This window comes from Mycolicibacterium sp. TUM20985 (genome assembly GCF_030295745.1).
Lineage (GTDB): Bacteria > Actinomycetota > Actinomycetes > Mycobacteriales > Mycobacteriaceae > Mycobacterium.
The window spans coordinates 3174982-3195441 of sequence record NZ_AP027291.1; the positions used below are offsets into that span (position 1 = coordinate 3174982).

Below are 20460 nucleotides of genomic sequence, written 5' to 3' on the forward strand. Positions count from 1 at the left end.
GCTCGTCAGACCTTGACGATCGATACCCGTACGCCGTCGCCGATGTCGGCACCGTCGACCGGCTCGCCGAATTCGAAGGCGGTGGCCAAGATCTCGCCCGCGATGAGGTCGGCGTGAGCCGTCGCCCAGTCTCGGCGCTCCGGCGGCACCGACATCGTCACGGTGATCCGGTCCGAGACGTCCAGGCCGGTGGACTTGCGGAGGTCCTGCAGCTCACGGATGCGATCCTTGGCCCAGCCCTCGGCTTCCAGTTCGGGCGTGAGCGTGCCGTCGAGCACGACGAGCCCCGCCCCTTCGGGTAGCGCGGCCGTCCACTCCGGTTCTGCCGCAACCAGTTTCGAGGTGTACTCCGCGGGCTGCAACGTGGCGGGTCCCGCCGTCAGCGTGCCATCGGCATTGACCACACCCTCGCCGGCCTTCACCGCCTTGATTGCGGCCTGGACGTCCTTGCCCAGCCGCGGACCCGCGACCTTCGCGTTGACCGCGAGCTCGAACCGTCCGTAGGCGTCGATGTCGTCGGTCAACTCGACGGTTTTTACGTTCAACTCGTCGGCGATCAGGTCCACGAACGGTTCGAGGGCTCGCGGAGTCTCCACCGCCACGGTGAGTTTCGGGAGGGGCAGGCGCACGCGCAGCTTCTTGGCCTTGCGCACCGACGATGCCACCGAGCACACGTCCCGGACCTGGTCCATGGCGGTCACCAGATCGGGATCGGCGGGCAGTTCGGCCGCGGTCGGCCAATCCGTCAGGTGCACCGACCGACCGTCGGTGATACCCCGCCAGATCACCTCCGCGATCAGCGGTAGCAGCGGAGCCGCCAGTCTCGCGGTGACCTCGAGCACCGTGTGCAGCGTGTCGATCGCGTCGCGATCCTCATCCCAGAATCGCGACCGCGACCGTCGCACATACCAATTCGTCAAGGCGTCGGTGAACTGGCGCAACTGTTCGCAGGCGACCGAGATGTCGCAGACGTCCAGCGACGTGGTCAGGTCGTCCCGGAGCACGGAGAGTTTCGCCAGGATGTAGCGATCGAGGACGTTGGTGGAATCGGTGCGCCAGGTCCCCTTCTCGGGTGCGTACAGCGCGAGGAAGGAGTAGGCGTTCCAGAACGGCAGCAAGACCTGGCGCACACCCTCGCGGATGCCCTGCTCGGTGACCACCAGGTTGCCACCGCGAAGGATCGGCGACGCCATGAGGAACCACCGCATCGCATCCGAGCCGTCCCGGTCGAACACCTCGGTGACGTCGGGATAGTTGCGCAGCGACTTGCTCATCTTCTGCCCGTCGCTACCCAGCACGATGCCGTGGGACACGCAGGTCCGGAACGCGGGACGGTCGAACAGCGCCGTGGCGAGCACGTGCAACAGGTAGAACCAGCCCCGGGTCTGACCGATGTACTCCACGATGAAGTCGGCGGGGTTGTGGCCCTCGAACCAGTCGACGTTCTCGAACGGATAGTGCACCTGCGCGTAGGGCATCGAACCCGAGTCGAACCACACGTCGAACACGTCCTCGATACGCCGCATGGTCGACGTGCCAGTGGGATCGTCTGGATTGGGCCGCGTCAGCTCGTCGATGTACGGGCGGTGCAGATCCTCCGGGCGTACCCCGAAGTCGCGTTCCAGCTCGTCGAGGCTGCCGTAGACGTCGACCCGGGGATACGTCGGGTCATCGGACTTCCACACCGGAATCGGGCTGCCCCAGTACCGGTTTCGCGAGATCGACCAATCCCGGGCATTCGACAGCCACTTGCCGAACTGGCCGTCCTTGACGTGCTCCGGGTACCACGTGATCTGCTGATTGAGCTCGACCATCCGGTCGCGGAACGCGGTGACCTTGATGAACCACGACGACACCGCCCGATAGATCAACGGGTTCCGGCACCGCCAGCAGTGCGGGTAGGAGTGATCGTAGGTCTCGTGCCGTAGCAGGATCGCCCCGTTCGCGGCGGCGGGGCCCGACTGGTTCTTCAGGTCGCGGATGATCTGTGGGTTGGCGTCGAAGACGAGTTGCCCCGTGTAGTCCGGCACCGTGGCGTCGAACCTGCCCTTGGAGTCGACCGGCGTGACCGCCTCGATGTCGGCCGCATCGGCGGTGGCCTTGTCGTCCTCACCGTAGGCGGGCGCCATGTGCACGATGCCGGTGCCGTCCTCGGTGGTGACGAAGTCCCCCGGCAGCACGCGAAAGGCGTTGGGCGAGTCCATGAAGTAGGAGAATGGCGGAAGGTACCGCAGGCCGAGCAGGTCCCGGCCGGGGTAGGAATCGAGCACCGTCGGTGACTCACCCAATTCCCGGGCGTACGCCGAAAGCCGGGGCTCGGCAAGGACGTAACGCGTCCCGTCGGACCCCTCCACGAGAACGTAGGTCACCTCCGGGTTGACGGCCACGGCCTGATTCGACGGCAACGTCCACGGCGTCGTCGTCCACACCAGCAGGTGGGCGCCCGCCAGAGCTCCCTCGGCGGTGATGCGGAACCCCACGGTGACCGCGGGGTCCTGCCGGTTCTGGTAGACGTCGTCGTCCATCCGCAGTTCATGGCTGGACAGCGGGGTCTCGTCGTTCCAGCAGTACGGCAGAACGCGATTGCCCTCGTAGGCCAGGCCCTTCTCCCACAGCTGTTTGAAGGCCCACAGCACCGACTCCATGAAGCCGAGGTCCAAGGTCTTGTAGTCGTTGTCGAAGTCGACCCACCGGGCTTGACGGGTCACGTAGTCCCGCCACTCCTCGGAGTACTTCATCACCGACGCGCGGCACGCCTCGTTGAACTCGTCGATGCCGAGTTCTTCGATCTGCGCCTTCTCGGTGATGCCGAGTTGACGTTGAGCCTCCAGCTCCGCCGGAAGGCCGTGGGTGTCCCAGCCGAACCGGCGCTCCACCTTGTGGCCGCGCATCGTCTGGTAGCGCGGGACGATGTCCTTGACGTAACCGGTCAGGAGATGACCGTAGTGCGGCAGCCCGTTCGCGAACGGCGGCCCGTCATAGAAGACGTACTCCGGCGCACCCTCACGTTGCTCGATACTGGCGCGGAACGTGTCATCGCGGTCCCAGTAGTCCAGGACGTCGAGCTCGAGGTCGGGAAAACTCGGCGAGCCACTCGCCGGTCGGGGGTACGCCGTCACCTGTGTTCGTCTCCTGTGCCTGGTCGACAAGGCACGGGGACGACGTTGCGCTCGTGCGCGAACACCGCGGTACCACCCCGCTTGCGCACATGACGTACGCCGCTCGATGTGGGCGATGACGGGCCCACCCGTTCGGGTCTACTAGGTGCGTGCGAGGGAGATCGCGACACCGTTCTTCCGAAGGCTCCCCGGTGATGGCCGGATCGATGCCTGTGCGCAGAATTCTAAGCCCTGCGCCGGCCGGCGGACCAAACGCTAGTGAGCCACCGCCAGCTTCGGTGCGTACTGGACGGGCGGGGTGGCCTCGGAGGTCAGCTCGATCAACGCCAGCGGGAACTGTTCGGCCAGCTCGGCCACCGTGTAGGACTCGAAGCTGCGGGCGTCGAACCACCAGTCCAGCGCCATGACGTCTTGGTCGCAGTAGGCCCTGAGCTCGAGGAGATGGCCCAGGTACGGCCGCGTGACCGCGGTGTCACCCGAGGCGAAGAGGACATCGGACACCGGCTGCGGCCGCGGATCGTCGGGAACGCCGTGCACCATCCGACGGACGGCCAGCTCGGCGAGGGCGTGATGCGCGCTCGTGAGCATCCCGTCGGCGTCGATCTGCCTGGGAGCCGCGCACTGCACCGTCAGCGGGTGCACGCGAGCGCCGTAGCCGGGGACGTCGACCGTCACCTGACCGCTACCGATCGTCCGCTCGATCGCCCGGCCCAGGGCGCCGAGCAGAATTTCCTCGCTCGTTAGCCCCAGCACCTCGACGGCGCCGTCGAGTTCCATGGTCAACAGTGGTGAGAGGGGCGCGGGAACCAATTCCAGGTCCTCGACTCGAGGGCGGCCCTCGGCGTCGTAATCGGTCAGCTGCAAGTTTGCGCGCATCATGATCGAAGGCTACAGGACAGTCCCAAAAATGGGACACATCTGCCAAAACCGTGACGACCATGTCAATTAGTCGAGCGCCATCCTATTTGCGGTCGACAGTGCCCAAGGCGGGGAGGACCAGCTAAGCTGGCCGTGTGCCACGGACTGATGAAAACGGACGGCAGCTAAAGGCGCTGCTGGACTACCTTCTCGACGGCGAAGTCGAGGCCAAGGCGATCTACGACGCCCTTGGCACCTCCAGCAGCACCTACTACCGCCGCGTCAAGGAGGCCGACTACCCGAACGCCGAGGAGATGCGGTTGGTGGCCGACCGGTTCGCTCTCAGCTACCCCGATCTGCAGGTGCGCTTCGGATTGATGAGCCGCGAAGAGGTCTGGAGTTACGTGGAGTCGGCGCCGGTCTCGGTGATGACCATCGCCGAAGCGGCTAAGAAGCGGCGCACGGTCCACCGACCGCGCCTCCGCGACCTCACGCCGCGTCCCGACGCTCCCCCGCTGTAGACGCAGAATTTGCTGACTGAAACTTAGCTCGAAGGCGATCTCATGGGTTTGGCAATCCTCATCACCGTCACGCTTGCGTGCATCGCGTGGAGTCTTTGGATTCGCCGTGTGACCTGGTCGTGCCGCTGGGAAGTTGCCGCCACGCTCAACATCGCGCTCCAGGGCGCCACGGTCCTGCTGATGTCGCCGCTGGCCTCGGAGACCCTGGGCCACTGGCTGCACTCGCTGACGGGAATGTGGAACCTCGAGGACTACATCGGCCACGACATGTACGTGGTGGCGGCGTCGGCGATCGTGTACAACGCGCTGGGTCGACTGCAGGACGATCATGCGCTGCAAAGCACCTTCAAGCAGTACGTCGAGCGCCCCGCGACGCTGTGCATCCCATTGCTCCTCGCGGCCTTCTCGCTGGGCAACGGCGCAAAGATCTACAGCCCGGACTTCTTCGAACTCCATACCGACTTCTGGCTGGCCGCCTACTGGACGCTGCTCTGCGGCATGCTGATCTACCTGCTCGGCTATGGGTCCCGGGCACTTCTGGTGCTGCGGAAGGATCCCCGCTCCCGCACGGTGGCCAACGTCTACCTGGCGGCGTCGATCAGCGGCATGCTCGCCTGTGCCATCCGGATCGTCACCTCCTGGGTGCCGTCACTGCAGCCGGTCGAGAGCGGCAACCTGGTGTGGTTCTTCGCCTGTATGTGCGGTGCCGGGTTCGCGGTGATGTCGGCGTATTCGTGGCGCATCAAGACCAAGTGGTTCAGTAAGGCGACCCGCTAACGACGTCATCCGACCGGTAGCTGGATCACACCAGCGGCATGGCTTAGCTGACCGCTACCATGCGCGACGCGACGATCGGTTGGCGAAGATGCGAAGATGAACCACGTTGCCTGCTGGCAACCACAGCCTCTCGCCCATCGCCGGGCTGCGACCCCGCGTCTGCGGCAGAGAATGACAGCTCAGGGCATTGCCACCAGCTGTTGAGACACATTTCAGCCAAAAGGTATCGAACTGTGGTGAACGACAACTGATTTGCGAGGTACCCTCACAGGCCACGAAATTGGCTGATTGAGGTCAAGGCGGCTAACCGGCTGTGCCATAGTCATTCTCACTACATTTCGCATTGCGTGGTCACGTTCCCTAAGCTCGACCCAGACGTTTCGTCGCCTGTCAGAAAGGGCCTCCATGCTGGACTCGTCGATCCCCGCGATCCTTCGCGAGCGGGCGAGCCTGCAACCGAATGACCCCGCCTTCACGTTCGTCGACTACGACGCGGACTGGGACGGCGTCGAGGAGACCCTCACCTGGTCGCAGCTGCAGCAGCGAGTAGTGGCCCTGGCCGCCGAGATTCGCGAGCATGCGCAAATCGGGGACCGGGCCGTGATCCTGGCACCGCAGAACATGTCGTACATCCTGGGCTTCCTGGCGTCGTTCGAAGCGAACGTGATCGCCGTGCCGTTGTCGACGCCGACCATGGGCGCGCATGACGAGCGAGTGGCCGCGGTAGTTCGCGACGCCCTTCCGACGGTGATCCTGACCACCAGCGAGACCGCAGCCGCGGTGGCCCCCTATGCCGTGGCACAGGATGGCGGCGCCGTACCGGTGGTTCTCGAGATCGACCGGCTGGACCTGACCGTGCGCCGCCGGTCCACCGCACGACGCGAGACGTCGCCGGCTACCGCGTATCTGCAGTACACGTCCGGGTCGACCAGGACGCCGGCCGGGGTCATGGTGTCCCAGCGCAATCTGTTCGCGAACTTCGAACAGCAGGTGGCGGCCCTCCTCAGCGATTACGGCAAGGTGGGTCCGCCGGGCACGACGGTGGTGTCCTGGCTGCCCTTCTATCACGACATGGGATTGATACTCGGCATCTGTGCGCCCATTCTCGGGGGCTGGCACTCGGTCGTGATGAGCCCCATTGCCTTCCTCCAGCGTCCCGCGCGGTGGCTGCAGCAGCTTGCTCGGCGAACACGCGCGTTGACGGCGGCCCCCAACTTCGCCCTGGACCTCGCCGCGGCGCGGACCACCGACGACGACCTGGCCGGGCTCGACCTCGGCGACGTACTGGCGATCATCTGCGGTGCCGAACGCGTGCAACCGGTTTCGGTGAAGCGCTTCTCGCAGCGATTCGCCAAGTTCAACTTTCCGGCGAAGGTCATCCGACCGTCGTTCGGTCTCGCCGAGGCGACGCTGTTCGTCGCGACCCGCGAACCCGGCGAACCACCCTCGGTCGTCGCGTTCGACACCGAGAAGCTCACCGCGGGCATGGCCAAGCGCAGCACTACCGGAACGTCCCTGATCAGCTACGGCATGCCGGAATCGCCCCGCGTACGCATCGTGGACCCCGAGACCCGGCTCGAGGCCCCGGCCGGGCGGATCGGCGAGATCTGGGTGCACGGTGACAACGTGTGCGCGGGCTACTGGAACAAGCCGGACGAGACCGAGCACACCTACCGAGGTGTCATCGCCAATCCCAGCGATGAGATACCCAGTGAAATGTGGCTCCGCACAGGCGATCTCGGATTCTTCTCGGATGACGAACTCTTCATCGTCGGGCGGATCAAGGACCTGTTGATCGTCCGCGGGCGCAATCACTACCCCGATGACATCGAGGCGACCGTCAGCGCGGTGTCGGGTGGCCGCGTCGCGGCGATCTCGGTCGACGACGACGCCACCGAACAACTGGTGGCGATCATCGAGGTCAAGGAGCGGGCCACTCCGGAGGAGACTTCCGTGAAGCTGGCCAACGTGAAGAGTGAAGTCACATCGGCCATCTCGCAGGCTCACGGGATCAGCGCAGCCGATCTGGTCCTGGTGGCGCGCGGGTCGATTCCGATCACCACGAGCGGCAAGATCCGCAGGCAGGCCTGCGTCGAGCAGTACAGTCAGGGCCGGTTCAGCCGGCTGGACGCCTGACCGTGGCCGCCCGACAACTAGCGGATTTGCTTCCACTCCTTGCTGGCCGACCGCTTGAAGAAGAACACGGTCATGGAATTGGAGAACCAGCTCGCCAAAAGTTTCGGCCAACCCACGGCGTGTGCTCGCCGGCCGGTATGGAAGACGGTCAGGCCGTTGACGAAACGAGTTCTGCCCGTCTTGGACAGCCGGCGGAACAGGTCCATGTCCTCGGCGGCGGCAAGCCGCTCGTTGAATCCGCCGACCCTCTTGAAGGCGTCGGCGGCGATCATCTGAAACTCGCCACCTGCGCCACCGATCCCGAACACGTTGTTCTGCAAGAAGAGTTGGACGCCGAGCATCGTGAAGACGTATCGGTCACCGAAAGTGCTGACCTCCGGGAACACCCTGTACTTGCAAGTCAGCGCCACCAGGTCGGGCCTGATGGCGAACTCCCGCTGCGCGGTCGAGAAGAATGCGTCGATGTCGGGGATCACCACGTCGGCGTCGACGAACACCAGGTAATCCCCCTGCGCCGCAGCCGCACCCATGTTCCTGGCCATGGCGATGGTCTGCTTCGCGGGCTCGTCGTAGACCACCACCGCATCGGTGTACATGCGGCACAACTCGACGGTTCCGTCGTGACTGTTCCCGTCGGAGACCACGATCTCGTGGGCGCCGGAGAACAGGGCCAACGATTGCAGGGTCTGTTCGATCGTCTTGACTTCGTTCAGCGTCGGGATGACGAAGGAGATCATGTTTCGGGTCCCACGCGCGTTCGCCTCCTCCGTATTAGGCGGCGACTCTACCCGTTGCAACACAACCACCGAAACATCAGAGGTAGCGCGAGATCTCGGCGCAACGTCCGAACGGTAACGTGTGCGCCGTGATCGAGGTCGAAGGGATTGCCAAGACGTTCGGTCCGTTGCCGGCCCTGCGCGACGTCAGCTTCACCGTTCCCACGGGCACGGTGTGTGGGCTACTCGGACACAACGGCGCGGGCAAGACCACCATCGTCAAGATCCTGTCCACGTTGCTCGAACCCACGTCTGGCAGGGCGACCGTCGCCGGCTACGACGTAGTCACCGACGCCGCACAGGTACGGGAGAGCATTGGGGTCACCGGGCAGGACGCTGCCCTGGACTTGGGTCTCACCGGGCGTGAGAACCTGGTGCTGTTCGCTCGGTTGCGCGGTATGAAGCGCAAGCAGGCCGGTGGCCGGGCCGACGAACTCATCGAACGCTTCGATCTCGTCGGCGCCGCGAACCGTGAGGTGTCGACCTATTCGGGCGGCATGCGTCGGCGCATCGACATCGCCGTCTCACTCATCGTCCCGCCCAAGGTGCTGTTCCTCGACGAACCGACGACCGGCCTGGACCCCCGGAGCCGTCGCGACGTCTGGTCGCTGGTGGCCTCGCTCGCCGCGCAGGACGTGACCGTGCTGCTGACCACTCAGTACCTCGAAGAGGCCGACGTCTTGAGTGACTCGATCGTCATCCTCGATGCGGGCCGGGTGATCGCGAGCGGAACGGCCGAGGAACTCAAGCGCCGCATGGGCGTCAGCTATTGCCAGGTCACTCCCCTGCATCCCGAGGATCTGGCACGCGTCGCGGCGGTCCTCGGCACGTACGAGGGTGCCGAGGTCGACGCGGCCGCCAACACCGTCTCGGTTCCTGCGCCGCACGGGGTCGCCACGCTCGGGGACGTCTTCCGCAAACTCGAAGAATTAGACGTCGAGCTGCTGGACATCTCGCTGCGCAAACCGTCCCTCGACGAGGTGTTCCTGCACTTGACCGGGCCCACGTTGACCGTATGACCGTTGTCGTCGCGCTCACCGAACGACAGGTCAGGGCTTCCCTTCGGAGCCTCGACCTGGTGTTCGCGGTACTCGCACCCATCCTGACCTTCGTCGGGTTCAACATCGCCCTGCGCAGTGTGATCGACACGGGCGGTATCAGCTACGCGCAGTACGTCCTTCCCGCGGTCGTCGTGCAGGCGATGCTCTTCGGCGCCCTCAACACGACCGACCTGGCCGCCAGCGAAGGCTCCTCGGAGTTCGGCGTCCGGCTGCGGACGTTCCCCATCTCGGTCTACGCACCGATGATGGCGCGCATGAGCTACTGCCTGATCAGGGGGTTGCTAGCCCTGATCGCCGCCTTTGCGGTCGCCTACCCATTCGGTTTCCGAATGGAGGGGGGCCCAATCTTCGCGGCCGCGTTCGTCGTGCTGGCGCTGGTGTTGACACTGGCCCTCTCGTTCGGCGCGGAGGCCACCGGCACGCGCGCGAAGCGGTCCGATACCTCGAGCCAGCTGCTCCTGGTGCCGCAGCTCCTCCTCGTCCTGCTGTCGACGGGAATGGCGCCGGTCGAGTCGTTCCCCGGGTGGGTGCAGCCCTTCGTCGAGTACCAGCCGATCTCCCAGATCACCGACACCCTGCGAGGCTTCGCCAGTGGCAAGGTCGCGGGCGCGAACCTGGCGATCACCCTGGTGTGGTGCGTCGGTCTGCTCGTCGGCTTCGGTTACCTCGCCCTGCAGGGACAGCGCAGGACACGATGACCGCCGTGACGCCCCGCGCCAATTCGCTGCCCGCAGAGAGTGTGGTGTTCGCCAGTCGGCTGCTGACCCGCTGGCGGCGCAACCCGCTGGTGCCGTTGCAGTCGCTGTTGTTCCCGACGATCCTGCTGATCGTCTACTACATGCTGGTGAGCAAGTCGATGGTCCGGCTCACCTCCAGTGACAACCTCGACATCGTCGTGGCGATGTGTGCGCTGGCCGGGGGCATGTCCGGTGCGCTCGCCGCCGCCCTGTCCATCCCCGACGAGCGGGACAACGGCCTATTGAGCCGCTTCTGGATGATGCCCGTGCACCGCGCCAGCGCCCTCACCGGGACATTGCTCGCCGAAGCGGCGCGGACGCTCGTCGCCACCGTCCTCATCACGGCGATCGGCATGCTGCTGGGCTTGCGGTTCCACGCCGGCGTGGCCGCAGCGGTGCTGTTCGTCGTGATTCCGGTGCTCTGGGTCTCGGTGTACGCCACGATCGTGATCGTCGTGGCGTTGCGCTTCCAGAGCCGCGCCGTGCTGACGTGGTTCAGCACGTTCTCGCTCGGCGCGGTGTTCGCGAGTTCCGCCGTAGCGCCGATGGACATCGTTCCCCCGTGGGTCAGACCGTTCATGGAGTTCCAGCCCATGTCACCAACGATCGAAGCGATGAAGGCCCTTGCCAGGGACGGCTTCGCGGTGGGTCCGCTGGCGTGGACCTTCACCTGGATCATCGGGATCGGCGTCGTCGTGGGGACGCTGGCGATGCGCAGCTACCGCGCCGCGGCACAATCCGGATCCTAGATCCGATTGCACGCACAATTGCAATTGAATGCGTAAGGTCTTTCTCGACGCGCATTTTCTAGGCGATCATGGGGGTGATGTTCGTGACCAAGAAATGCCTGGTGACGATACCGGCGTTCGGATCCAATGAATTGACGCATGCGGTACTTCCCGACGTCATGGCCGAATCTGATCTCGTTGATTTGTTGATCATCGACAATGGCGGCCATTACGAGAAGATCGCCGATGAATGGGTGATCAGACCGGGGCGGAACATCGGCTGGGCCGCGGCCTCGAATCTTGGCTTCCGTACGGCGTTCCGCCGGGGGTACCAGTACGCCGTCACGTTGAACAACGACACCCGCCTCTCGCGCGACTTCTTCGCCGGCCTCCTCGATGACAGACTGCCCGGCGAGGTCGGGGTCGTGGCCCCCGCGTACGACGGCTGGTGGTCGGTGCAGTCATTGGACTTCTCGGGTGAGGTCGACGAGTACGAACCGGTCGACTACTTCCGCCGGGTTCCAATCGTCGACGGCACCGCGTTGGCGATCTCGGCAGCTGCCTGGGAGTCCGTCGGCGGTCTCGATGAGCGGACCTTCGGCAGGTTCGCCTGGGGCTCGGACATCGACCTGTGCCTTCGCGTCGCCGATGCCGGCTTCGGCGTCTACGTGACGGAGCGCTCCTTCCTGCACCACCTGGACAAGGTCAGCGCCAGCGAGGTGTTCGGCAAGCACCGCTACTTCCTGCGGGCCAATCGCGACAAGGAACGTGCGTTGAGGCGTTTGTACGGGCGCAGGGCGATCCAGGACATCAGGCACATGCAGCCGCAGCGCACGCCGTTCGAGTCCCGCGAACGGTCGATCCGGCTCAACTAGTCGTCGTCACGCCAGGCCGCGCTCACCTGGGTCGCGGTGCGGACCGCCGTGGCGTAGCCGTCGGCGTCCCCGTCGTCGTCGAGGTCTGGGTCGGAGCGACGAAGAATCGGGACGGTGTCACCCTCGTCGTCGTGCTGACCGTCGCCGTACCACTCGTCGTCTTCCCTCTGCTGCTGCGCAGTGGCCCGCCGAGCGGCCTCCAGGAGCTGCCTGGGTGTCTTCGACGGCCACCAGTTCCGGTCGCCCAGCAACACCGCCACCGCGGGCACGGTGATCGTGCGCACGAGGAACGTGTCCAGCAGGAGTCCGACGCCGATGACGAAACCCAATTGGACGACGGTGGCGAGGCTGCTGACGGTCAGCGCGAGCATCGACGCGGCGAAGATGAGCCCGGCCGAGGTGATCACGCCGCCCGTTGCGCCCACGGTCTTGATGACCGCCGAACTGACGCCGTATTTGGCTTCGTCGCGTATTCGCGATATCAGCAACAAATTATAATCGGCGCCAACGGCGACAAGCACCAGGAATGCCATTCCCGATACGCTCCAGTAAATATCCTGGCCCAAGATGAATTGAAAGAACACCACACCAATGCCCATCGCCGAGACGAAGGACAGCACGACGGACAGCACCAAGTAAATGGGTGCGACCACCGCGCGCAAGAGTGCCACCAAAATGAGGAACACCACGATCAACGTCATCACGATGATGTAGGTCAGGTCGGTGTCGTAGTAGTTGCGGATGTCGTTGTTGAAGGCCGAGAAACCGACCATCGTGATTTCGGCGTTGGCCAGGCTCGTATTGGGCCGTGCGCTCTCGGCCGCCTTGACGATGAGGTCGACCTGATCCATGGCCTCGGCCCCGAACGGGTTGAGCGCGGTCTGCACCAGATACCTGACCGTATGGCCATCCTCGGAGACGAACAGCTGCGCCGCCTTCTTGAACTCCTTCTGCGTGAGCACGGCGGGCGGGATGTAGAAGCCCGACATCGCCGGATCGGAGGCATCCCGCTTCATGGCGAGCAGGAAGCTCGAGGCCTGGTCGAGGCCGCCGCCGATGTTCCTCGTCTGGTCGACCAACAACTGGACGCCGTCGGCGAGCTGCTTACTGGAGTCGGCGAGCTTGTCGGCACCGGCCTTGACTTCGCTGAGTTTGCGGTCCAGATCCTGGGGGTTCTCGATCCCGATCGCGCGGGCGGCCGTGATCGCCTTGTCGAGCTGCTTGCCGACCTTGTTGATGACGTCGTCGACCCGCTGGGTCCCCTTCGTCTCCTTCAACCCGCGGCTCAGCGCCTCCAGATAGGTGATGTCGTCTGGGTTGTAGGCGTCGACCCGGCGCTGCAACTCCGTCCGCGAGGCGACGCACGCGGGGTCGATGTTGCAGGCGACGCTGCCGTTGAGGACGACGAGCATGGACTGCGACGAGCGATAGGCGTCGGTGACCTGCTGCAGGCTGCTGCCCAGCGCATCGCCGACGGTGTTCATGTTGGCCGCGAGCTTGGCCGTCTTGTCGAGTTCGTCGAGGGTCACCTCGTCGCCCAGGGCCGCCTTCATGTCGGTGAGACCGCCGAGCATCGACCGCACGTCCGCCATGGAGCTGACGACCTGGCCGCGGACCTGGCCGAGGACGTCGGAGAGCTGGCGAGTTCCGCCGCTCAGCAGCGTCAGGTTCTGGTCGTTCGTGGCGATCAGGCCCGAGGCGTCGGCCAGCTTGGAGCCCACCTCGCCGGTTTGGTAGGTGGCCTTCGCCTCCTGGAGCATCTCGCCGTTCGGCCTGGTGATACCGCGCACCATGTCGATCCCCGGCACCTGGCTGATGCGCTCGGCCATCTGCTCCAGATCGGCCAGCGACTTGGGCGCCCTCAGGTCCACCCCCGGCGTATATACCTGGATGAACTGCTGCATCGTGGTGCTGACGGGGAAGTGCTGGGTCAGCGCGTCGTAGCCGAGATTGCTCGGCGCATCGTCGGGCAGGTTCTTTCGGTCGTCGTAGTTGTACTTCACCAACGTCGCGCAACCCGCCAGCGCGAGGAGGATGGCCAGGCTAGTGGCGAGGTACATCCTGGGCTTGCGCACGATGCGCACGGCTGACGTCCGCCAGAACCTTCCGGTGATGTCCTTGCGCGGTTTGACCCATCCCCGGCGCCCGGCCAGGACGATGAGGGCCGGTAGCAGGGTCATGGCGGCGAGCACGGCGATGAGGATGGTCACGGACAGGGACGGGCCGACGGTGATGAACACGCCCAGGCTGGCGAACGACAGACCCATGAAGGTCAGCGCGACGGTGGCTGCGGAGCCGGCGATCACCTCGCCGATCGTCGCCAGCGCATAGACCACCGCGTCGTCGGAGGCCATCCCCCTGCGCAGACACTCCTGGTATCGGCTGAAGAGGAAGACGGCGTAGTCGGTACCCGCTCCCATCATCATGCCGGTCATGAGCACGATGGTCTGCGGACCGATCGGCAAGCCAATTTCGCCGAGCCCCGCGACGACCTGCTGCGCCACACCCATCGATAGGCCGATGGTGATCAACGGCATCAGCATCGCCACCAGATTGCGGTAGACGATGACCAGGATCGTGAAGATGGTGAGGACCGTCGAGACCTCGATGATGAACTGGTCGTGTTCACCGAGCTTGTTCAGATCGTCGAAGGTGGCCGACGCGCCCACGATGTTGACGGTGAGCGCGGAGCCCTCCGTGTTGTCCTTAACGATCGCCAGGGCGTTCCGGTACGCCTCGGAGCCCGGTCCGGAGCCCATCGTCCCGGCCAGGCTGATCGGGAGCGTCCAGGCCTTGCCGTCCTTGCTGGTCATGGCTTCGCGCAGTTCGGGAATGGCGACGAAGTCCTGCGTGGACTTCACGCTGTTCGTGTCCTCGCGCAGCGCGCCGACCAGGTTCCGGTACACGTCCTCGTCGGCGGGGGTCAGACCTGCCTCGTTCGACAGGACCACGATGGCGACGTTGCCGCCGTCGGCCTCCTTGAACGCGTTCTTCATGTGTTCGCCGGAAGCCAGGATTGGCGCGTCCTTGGGGAGCAGATCCGGCGGGTTCTGTTGGGCGACCACGAACAGCGGGCTAATCAAGAGGAACAGCACACCGCACAGGGCGATCCAGAAGGCGATGATCGCGACGGGACGCCGAACGACGAATCGTCCCAACGATTCGAACGCCTCGTGCACAGAGACGCCACGAATATCGGCGCGGCTGAACATCATGTGAGGCTACACCGGCCAGCTATCGCCAGAGGCCAGACGATCCGGCGCCGAACGACATGCTTGCGGTCACGCGCGCGGGGGCCGCGTGCTCTAATCGTGTGTGCGTGTTCCGAGTCCGGCTGATCGTCTGGAAACAAACGGTTTTCATACCAAGCGACGGTTTCGGCGCCGATGAAGTACGTCGTCGCCGTCCACGGCACCCGAGGTGACGTCGAACCGTGCGCGGCGGTCGCCCTGGAACTCCTTCAGCGTGGCCATCAGGTGCGAATCGCAGTACCGCCGAACCTGGTTGGTTTCGTCGAGTCGGCCGGGCTAGACCACGTGCTCGGCTACGGCGTGGACTCCCAACAGCAACTCGAGGCCGACGTCTTCCGCGACTGGTGGAAGCTCCAGAACCCGATGACCGTCGTGCGCCGCAGCCGCGAATACGTCACCGCCGGGTGGGCGGAGATGAGCCAGACGTTGGCCGGCCTGGCGGAGGACTCCGACCTCATCCTGACCGGCACCACCTACCAGGAGGTGGCGGCGAACGTCGCCGAGGAACGCGGTGTGCCACTCGCTGCCCTGCACTACTTCCCGTGCCGAATGAACACCCGTGTGTTGCCCGTTCGGCTGCCCGCGCCGGTGCTGCGCACCGGTTGGTCGGTGGCGGAGTGGGCGCACTGGCGCGTGCTGAAGTCCGCCGAGGACGACCAGCGGCGCGCCCTCGGGCTGCCACCCGCACGCGTGCGCGCGGTGCGCCGCATCGTCGAGGGCGGCGCGCTGGAGATACAGGCCTACGACGAACTCTTCTTCCCCGGCCTCGGTGAGGACTGGCGGGGTATCCGTCCGCTGGTCGGTTCGATGTCGCTGGAGCTTTCCACTCCAGGTGACGGCGAGCTCGCCGACTGGATGGCGGCCGGTCCCCCACCCGTCTACTTCGGCTTCGGGAGCATGCCGGTCGAGTCACCCGAGGACGCCATCGCCATGATCACCTCGGTGTGCGCCGAGCTCGGAGAGCGGGCGTTGATCAGCACGGGCGTGTGGGAGGTGGACCGCGTGCCTCGTGACGACCGCGTCAAACTCGTTGGCGCCGTCAACCACTCGAAGATCTTCCCGGCGTGCCGTGCCGTGGTCCATCATGGCGGCGCGGGCACGACGGCCGCCGGGGTCCGGGCGGGTGTGCCGACCGTGGTCCTGTGGGTGTCGGCTGACCAGCCGGTCTGGGCCGCGCAGATAAACCGCATGAAGGTCGGTGTGGCGCAACGATTCTCACGAACAACGCCGCGATCGCTCACGAAGGCGCTGCGGACCGCCCTCACCCCGGAGTACCGGGAGCGCGCACGCGTCGCAGGGACACGAATGACGTCTCCAGCGCAGAGCGTCTCGATGGCGGCCGACCTCCTCGAGGAAGCGGCCAAGCGAGGACGCGTGTCCGCAGGCTAGATGATGGTGCCCTTGACACCGACGTCGGCCAGAGTGCGAACCACCCTGTCGGCGAGCCACTCCCGGGTGTTCTCGGCGCCCACCTCGTAGCCGACGACGCCGATGGAGACGCTTCCGCCAATGCGTCCTGCCGCCACTACCAGCTGTCCCCCGGCCTGCTCTAGGGCGGTGCGCGTCACGCCCTGGTCGACCGGTCGGAACAGCATGTACTCGGCCTCGGTCCCGTCCGCGCGAGCCATCTCGGACGGTACGTCACCGAGATTCGAGCACGACACCGGAAGGTCGCCAAAGATGACGTCCGCCGTGCGCCGAACAGCCCTGACCGGAACGAACGGAGTGATGGGAAGGAGCGCATGCCGCTCGTCCGGGCCGGTTCGCAGACTGGTCAGAGCGTCCTTGACGGCTGCGCGCGCGGCGGTCAGATCACTCGTCACCGGGCCGGGATCGACGATCGCCGTGGCGATCTTCATGGCGTTGCCGCGCTCATCCTCATCCCCGCCGCGATCGCTCAACGCGATCAGCAGGGTAACTGCGCCATCGCCGGCGCGCACGCGCCCCAGCCGTTGGCCCAATCGCGCTGCGAACCCGGCCAGTAGTGAGTAACCGTTGCCACTCAATTCGCTGGCGCGCTCGTCCCAGTCCCGCACGTCGACGATGGCCGATACGGCCGGTAATACCAGTGGGGCGTCCACGCCGTGGCTCTCGGCGCGGCGCGATCCGCGCGACGACGAGATCTCCCGGCGGCTGCGATAGGCGAACTTCGCGGCGGTCACCACGGTGCGGCCGAGTTCCGGCAGATCCCGCACCATCTGCCGAGTGTCGGAGACCATGGCCGCGAGTCGCGTGCGCGATCGTGCTGGGCCGTAACCGAAGTCGCGTCGCACACCGTTGACCGCGTCGGTGAGGGTTCGTACCGACGCGCCGTGGTCGAGCAGACAGTGCGACGCCACCAGGGTCACCGCAGTCGTGCCATCGGTCATCGGCAACACCCCGAGATGCCATCCCGGTCCGTGAATCGGATCCACGGGCAGCTGGGAGCGTTCCTCGATCCAGGTGCCGAGTGCGCTCGGCGGCCGCATCTCGGCGACGTCGAAAGGCGTGGCGGGCCCGGATGCCGCAACCCATCGGTGGCGGCCGAAGGGCAGCGCCGACGGCTCGATCAGCCGTCCGGCGAACCCGTGCCCGATGTCGTGGTGAAAGCGCCGCAGCGCGGCCATGTCGACCGGATGTGTGTACACCCAGACGTATTGGACGAGTTGGGCGCGGCCGCTAGCGCGTAGCGACAGGAACGTCGCCTGGTCGATGAACGCCAACCGGTCGCTCACACGATCACCGCGGTGAGCTCGAACTCCTCGAGGACGCCGGCCAGCCGCTCCCGCAGAGCGGCCTTCGTGTTCTCCATGCCGGGCTGATAGCCGACGACGGTGATGGTGACCTTGCCGTCGACCCGACCGGACACGACGGTCAGCAGACCACTTCGTTCCTCGAGCACCTTGCGGGTGATGTGCCGGTCGATGCCGCGCAGCATCACCTGCTGGGCCGGTGCGCCACCGGGACAGGCGACCTCGACGGGCAGATCGCCGACGTTGGAACACGACACCGGCTGGTCGGTGAACCCGAAGGCCAGATCGGCCGTGTGTCTGACCGCCACCTTGGGGATGAACGGGGTCAGCGCCATGAGGCGCATCGCCTCGTCCGGCTGTTCGCGCATGACCTTGAGGGCATCCCGCACCGCGACGCGGGTATCCGACAAGTCCTTCGCGACGTGCGTCGGATCGACGCGGACGTAGGCCAACGTGACCGCGTTGGCCCTGGTGTCCTCCAGGGTGCGGTCGTTGATGGGGACGATCAGGCCGACCGTTCCGTCGTCGGCGAGCGCGCGGCCCTGCCGTACGGCCAATCTGGCCGCCAGCCCCGCCTGCAACGAATGGGTGTTGCCCCCAAGCTCTTTCGCCCGACGGTCCCACTCCGCGAGGTCGATGAACGCCGAGATGGCGGGCACGACCACCGTCTCGTCCGGGTTCGTCACACGCCGGGCTCTCGCCGGTTTCGGTGCAGGTTTCGGTGCCGTCTTCGAGTGACGGCGCTTGGCCCGCAGAAACTTGGCGGCCGCGACGATGGTGCGACCGAGTTCGGGTAGGTCGCTCAGTGTCTGCCGCCCGTCGCCGACCAACGCCTGGCGCCTCGTCCTCGACCGCGGTGGCGGATACCCGAGGTCGCGTCGAGACCCCTGAACCGCCTCGAACACCGTCAGCAGCGCTGCGCCGCCATCGGCCAGACAGTGCGACCCGACCAGGGTCACCGCCGTCGATCCGTCGGTCATCGGCAGGACGCCCATCCGCCACCCCGGACCGAATTCCGGATCGCTCGGACGCTGCGCGACCTCGTCGAGCCAGTCGCTGAGCGCCGCACGTGGCCGGGGTTCGGATTCGATCTCGAGTGGCGCTGCGGGACCCAGGGACGACACCCAGCGGTGCCTACCGAAGGGCAGCACCGACGGTTCGATCAGTCGGCCCGCCAGCCCGTAGCCGAAGTCCCGGTGGAAACGCCGGATCTCGTCCCAGTCCATCGAGTGCTCGTAGACCCACACCATCTGCATGGCGGCCGCCTGCCCGGTGGCACGCAGGCCCAGGAACAACGCCTGGTCGACGTAGTCCAGCCGGTGCTCGGTCCGCGGCCGGGCCCTCGACACGGTGGCTCAGCCCTTGGCCATCGGCAACAGCGGCTCGAGATCGCGAACGGCGTTGCGGCGCAGCGCCTCCCCATGCCGCACGTGAGCACGGGCGGGTGCCGTCGTGACACCCTCGGCCACGCCGAGATAAGCCGCCGTCATCGCTGCGAGGTACCGGTCGATCGACTCACGGGCGATGGGGTTGTTCGGGAAGGCCACGGTGACCGACGTCTCGCGCTCGCTCCGATTGACCCAGATCCCGATCTGGTAGGCCGACCGAGCGTCGCTGTAGACCTTGCCGTTCATCCGTTCCCACTCCGCGATGATGCTCGCGGACAGCGGCGGCAGACCCGCATCGAGATACGACACCATTGGGACACCCGGGGCTGGTTTGCGCAGCCCCACTGATTCGTCGGCCAACTCCAGCACTCGGTCGAACGGGATCGGCCCCAAGGGCATCCGACCGTCGAACGAAACCTGCGCCGCCTTGGCGGTCGCTGCGAAGGACGCCGGGTCCACCGACACGGAGACGGGCACCACGCCGGTGAACCAACCCGTGGTCTGAAACTCCTCGGGAGTCTGGCGTGTGGTCGTCGGGGTGATGACGTGGTAGTCAGTCGACCCGGTCACCGCGTGTTGCGCCATTGCCGCGCAGGCGAACACGCCGCCGATGAAGCGCGCCCCGGCCGCGGTGCACGCCGCTTCGAATCGATCGGACTGCGGCTTGTCCATCAACCGCACCGTGACCAGGTCGCCGGTGGTCGACCACGGCGGGTCACCCAGCGGCATCGGGAACTGCGGCATGGTCCCGTCGTTGCACCGGGCGAAGTCGACCCACTCCTGCACCGCGGGCGTCTCGAGCGTCAGCGACGAGAGGAAGTCGTGCTGGCGCACGCAGTATTCGTCATAGCTTCCGGCGGCAGGCAACGGAATCGGAGCGCCACCGCTGGCAAGCGCGGCGTACATCATGTGGATCTCCAACAGCACCACACCCATGAACATCGCGTCGGTGTGCACGTGGTCGACGCTGATGTAGAAGGTGAAGTGGTCGGCGCGCTGAATGACGCCGAACGAGAAGCAATCCCACTGCAGCGGATCCGGTGTGGAGAGCACGTGCTCGCGCCATTCCGTCGCCGTCATCTCACCGTGCTTGGTGGGCACGAAGGCGATGTCCCGTGGATTGTCGACGGTGTGCCGCACGATCTCGCCGGAATCGGTCATCTCGAACCAGCTGTGGTACGTGTCGTGCCTGCGGAGGTAGGCGTTCACGACGTGGGTCATCGCCCGAACGTCGCACTGGCCGGGCATGTCCCACGCCGGGATGTTCAACCGGGCCATGTCGCTGCCCATGGACTCGTGCGTGAGATACCCGCGGATGTGTTGGGCCTGTTGGTAACTCGGCGGCACGTTGCTCACCGGGGCGTTGCGTACCTTTACGCGGCTGACGGGCGAGGGGTGCCATGACACCACACACCCCGACGTTCCGTTCCAGTCGTGGATCGCCTTGATCGCAACCACTATATCTCCCCCGCTCTTGGTACATCGGTGGGCGACATCATTG

General features: G+C 65.8%; 15 protein-coding genes. 8 read left to right on the forward strand and 7 right to left on the reverse strand.

What is annotated here, in order from left to right; genetic code table 11:
* Positions 1 to 5 precede the first annotated feature (5 nt).
* Both ileS and QUE68_RS15565 read right to left on the reverse strand, forming a co-directional pair.
* Positions 6 to 3119: an isoleucine--tRNA ligase gene (gene ileS, locus QUE68_RS15560; RefSeq protein ID WP_286274123.1), complete on the reverse strand. Its 3114-nt coding sequence runs from the start codon at positions 3117 to 3119 to the stop codon at positions 6 to 8.
* A 255-nt stretch (positions 3120 to 3374) separates the two neighbouring features.
* Positions 3375 to 3998 carry a hypothetical protein gene (locus tag QUE68_RS15565; RefSeq protein WP_286274124.1) on the reverse strand — a complete coding sequence of 208 codons (624 nt, stop codon included), beginning with the start codon at positions 3996 to 3998 and terminating at the stop codon, positions 3375 to 3377.
* A gap of 134 nt (positions 3999 to 4132) precedes the next feature.
* Between QUE68_RS15565 and QUE68_RS15570 the strand changes: the two genes are divergently transcribed.
* From QUE68_RS15570 to QUE68_RS15580, 3 genes are all read left to right on the forward strand, one after another.
* Positions 4133 to 4498 (forward strand): XRE family transcriptional regulator, encoded by a 366-nt coding sequence (locus QUE68_RS15570; RefSeq protein WP_284226971.1) that lies wholly within the window; start codon positions 4133 to 4135, stop codon positions 4496 to 4498.
* A 42-nt stretch (positions 4499 to 4540) separates the two neighbouring features.
* Positions 4541 to 5275, forward strand: coding sequence for a hypothetical protein (locus tag QUE68_RS15575; protein ID WP_284226972.1), 735 nt, complete (start codon positions 4541 to 4543; stop codon positions 5273 to 5275).
* A gap of 405 nt (positions 5276 to 5680) precedes the next feature.
* Positions 5681 to 7411 (forward strand): AMP-binding protein, encoded by a 1731-nt coding sequence (locus QUE68_RS15580; RefSeq protein WP_284235890.1) that lies wholly within the window; start codon positions 5681 to 5683, stop codon positions 7409 to 7411.
* Positions 7412 to 7428: 17 nt separating this feature from the next.
* Here the strand turns inward: QUE68_RS15580 and QUE68_RS15585 are convergent, their stop codons facing one another.
* Positions 7429 to 8148, reverse strand: a complete 720-nt coding sequence (locus tag QUE68_RS15585) for a glycosyltransferase (RefSeq protein WP_284235888.1) — start codon at positions 8146 to 8148, stop codon at positions 7429 to 7431.
* Positions 8149 to 8276: 128 nt separating this feature from the next.
* Here QUE68_RS15585 and QUE68_RS15590 point away from each other — a divergent pair, with 128 nt between their 5' ends.
* From QUE68_RS15590 to QUE68_RS15605, 4 genes are all read left to right on the forward strand, one after another.
* The gene (locus tag QUE68_RS15590) at positions 8277 to 9206 is read left to right on the forward strand and encodes an ATP-binding cassette domain-containing protein (RefSeq protein ID WP_284235886.1); all 930 of its coding nucleotides are present in this window, start codon (positions 8277 to 8279) and stop codon (positions 9204 to 9206) included.
* Positions 9203 to 9946: an ABC transporter permease gene (locus QUE68_RS15595; protein ID WP_284235884.1), complete on the forward strand. Its 744-nt coding sequence runs from the start codon at positions 9203 to 9205 to the stop codon at positions 9944 to 9946. The genes QUE68_RS15590 and QUE68_RS15595 overlap by 4 nt, the downstream gene beginning before the upstream one ends.
* Positions 9943 to 10734, forward strand: a complete 792-nt coding sequence (locus QUE68_RS15600) for an ABC transporter permease (protein ID WP_454786505.1) — start codon at positions 9943 to 9945, stop codon at positions 10732 to 10734. The genes QUE68_RS15595 and QUE68_RS15600 overlap by 4 nt, the downstream gene beginning before the upstream one ends.
* Positions 10735 to 10817: 83 nt before the next feature.
* On the forward strand, positions 10818 to 11588 hold the full coding sequence (locus QUE68_RS15605) for a glycosyltransferase family protein (protein WP_286274125.1): 771 nt from the start codon (positions 10818 to 10820) through the stop codon (positions 11586 to 11588).
* Here the strand turns inward: QUE68_RS15605 and QUE68_RS15610 are convergent.
* Positions 11585 to 14800, reverse strand: coding sequence for an MMPL/RND family transporter (locus QUE68_RS15610; RefSeq protein ID WP_284235878.1), 3216 nt, complete (start codon positions 14798 to 14800; stop codon positions 11585 to 11587). The two genes, QUE68_RS15605 and QUE68_RS15610, sit on opposite strands and share 4 nt — an antisense overlap.
* Before the next feature lie 174 nt (positions 14801 to 14974).
* Here QUE68_RS15610 and QUE68_RS15615 point away from each other — a divergent pair, with 174 nt between their 5' ends.
* The gene (locus QUE68_RS15615) at positions 14975 to 16228 is read left to right on the forward strand and encodes a glycosyltransferase (protein WP_284235876.1); all 1254 of its coding nucleotides are present in this window, start codon (positions 14975 to 14977) and stop codon (positions 16226 to 16228) included.
* Here the strand turns inward: QUE68_RS15615 and QUE68_RS15620 are convergent.
* From QUE68_RS15620 to QUE68_RS15630, 3 genes are read right to left on the reverse strand one after another with little or no spacing between them, the layout of a single operon-like run.
* Positions 16225 to 17553 carry a hypothetical protein gene (locus QUE68_RS15620; protein ID WP_284235874.1) on the reverse strand — a complete coding sequence of 443 codons (1329 nt, stop codon included), beginning with the start codon at positions 17551 to 17553 and terminating at the stop codon, positions 16225 to 16227. The genes QUE68_RS15615 and QUE68_RS15620 overlap by 4 nt on opposite strands.
* Positions 17550 to 18920: a WS/DGAT/MGAT family O-acyltransferase gene (locus QUE68_RS15625; protein WP_284235872.1), complete on the reverse strand. Its 1371-nt coding sequence runs from the start codon at positions 18918 to 18920 to the stop codon at positions 17550 to 17552. Before QUE68_RS15625 ends, QUE68_RS15620 begins: the two co-directional genes overlap by 4 nt.
* 6 nt (positions 18921 to 18926) lie before the next feature.
* Positions 18927 to 20417: a condensation domain-containing protein gene (locus QUE68_RS15630; RefSeq protein ID WP_284226985.1), complete on the reverse strand. Its 1491-nt coding sequence runs from the start codon at positions 20415 to 20417 to the stop codon at positions 18927 to 18929.
* Between the last annotated feature and the right edge of the window lie 43 nt (positions 20418 to 20460).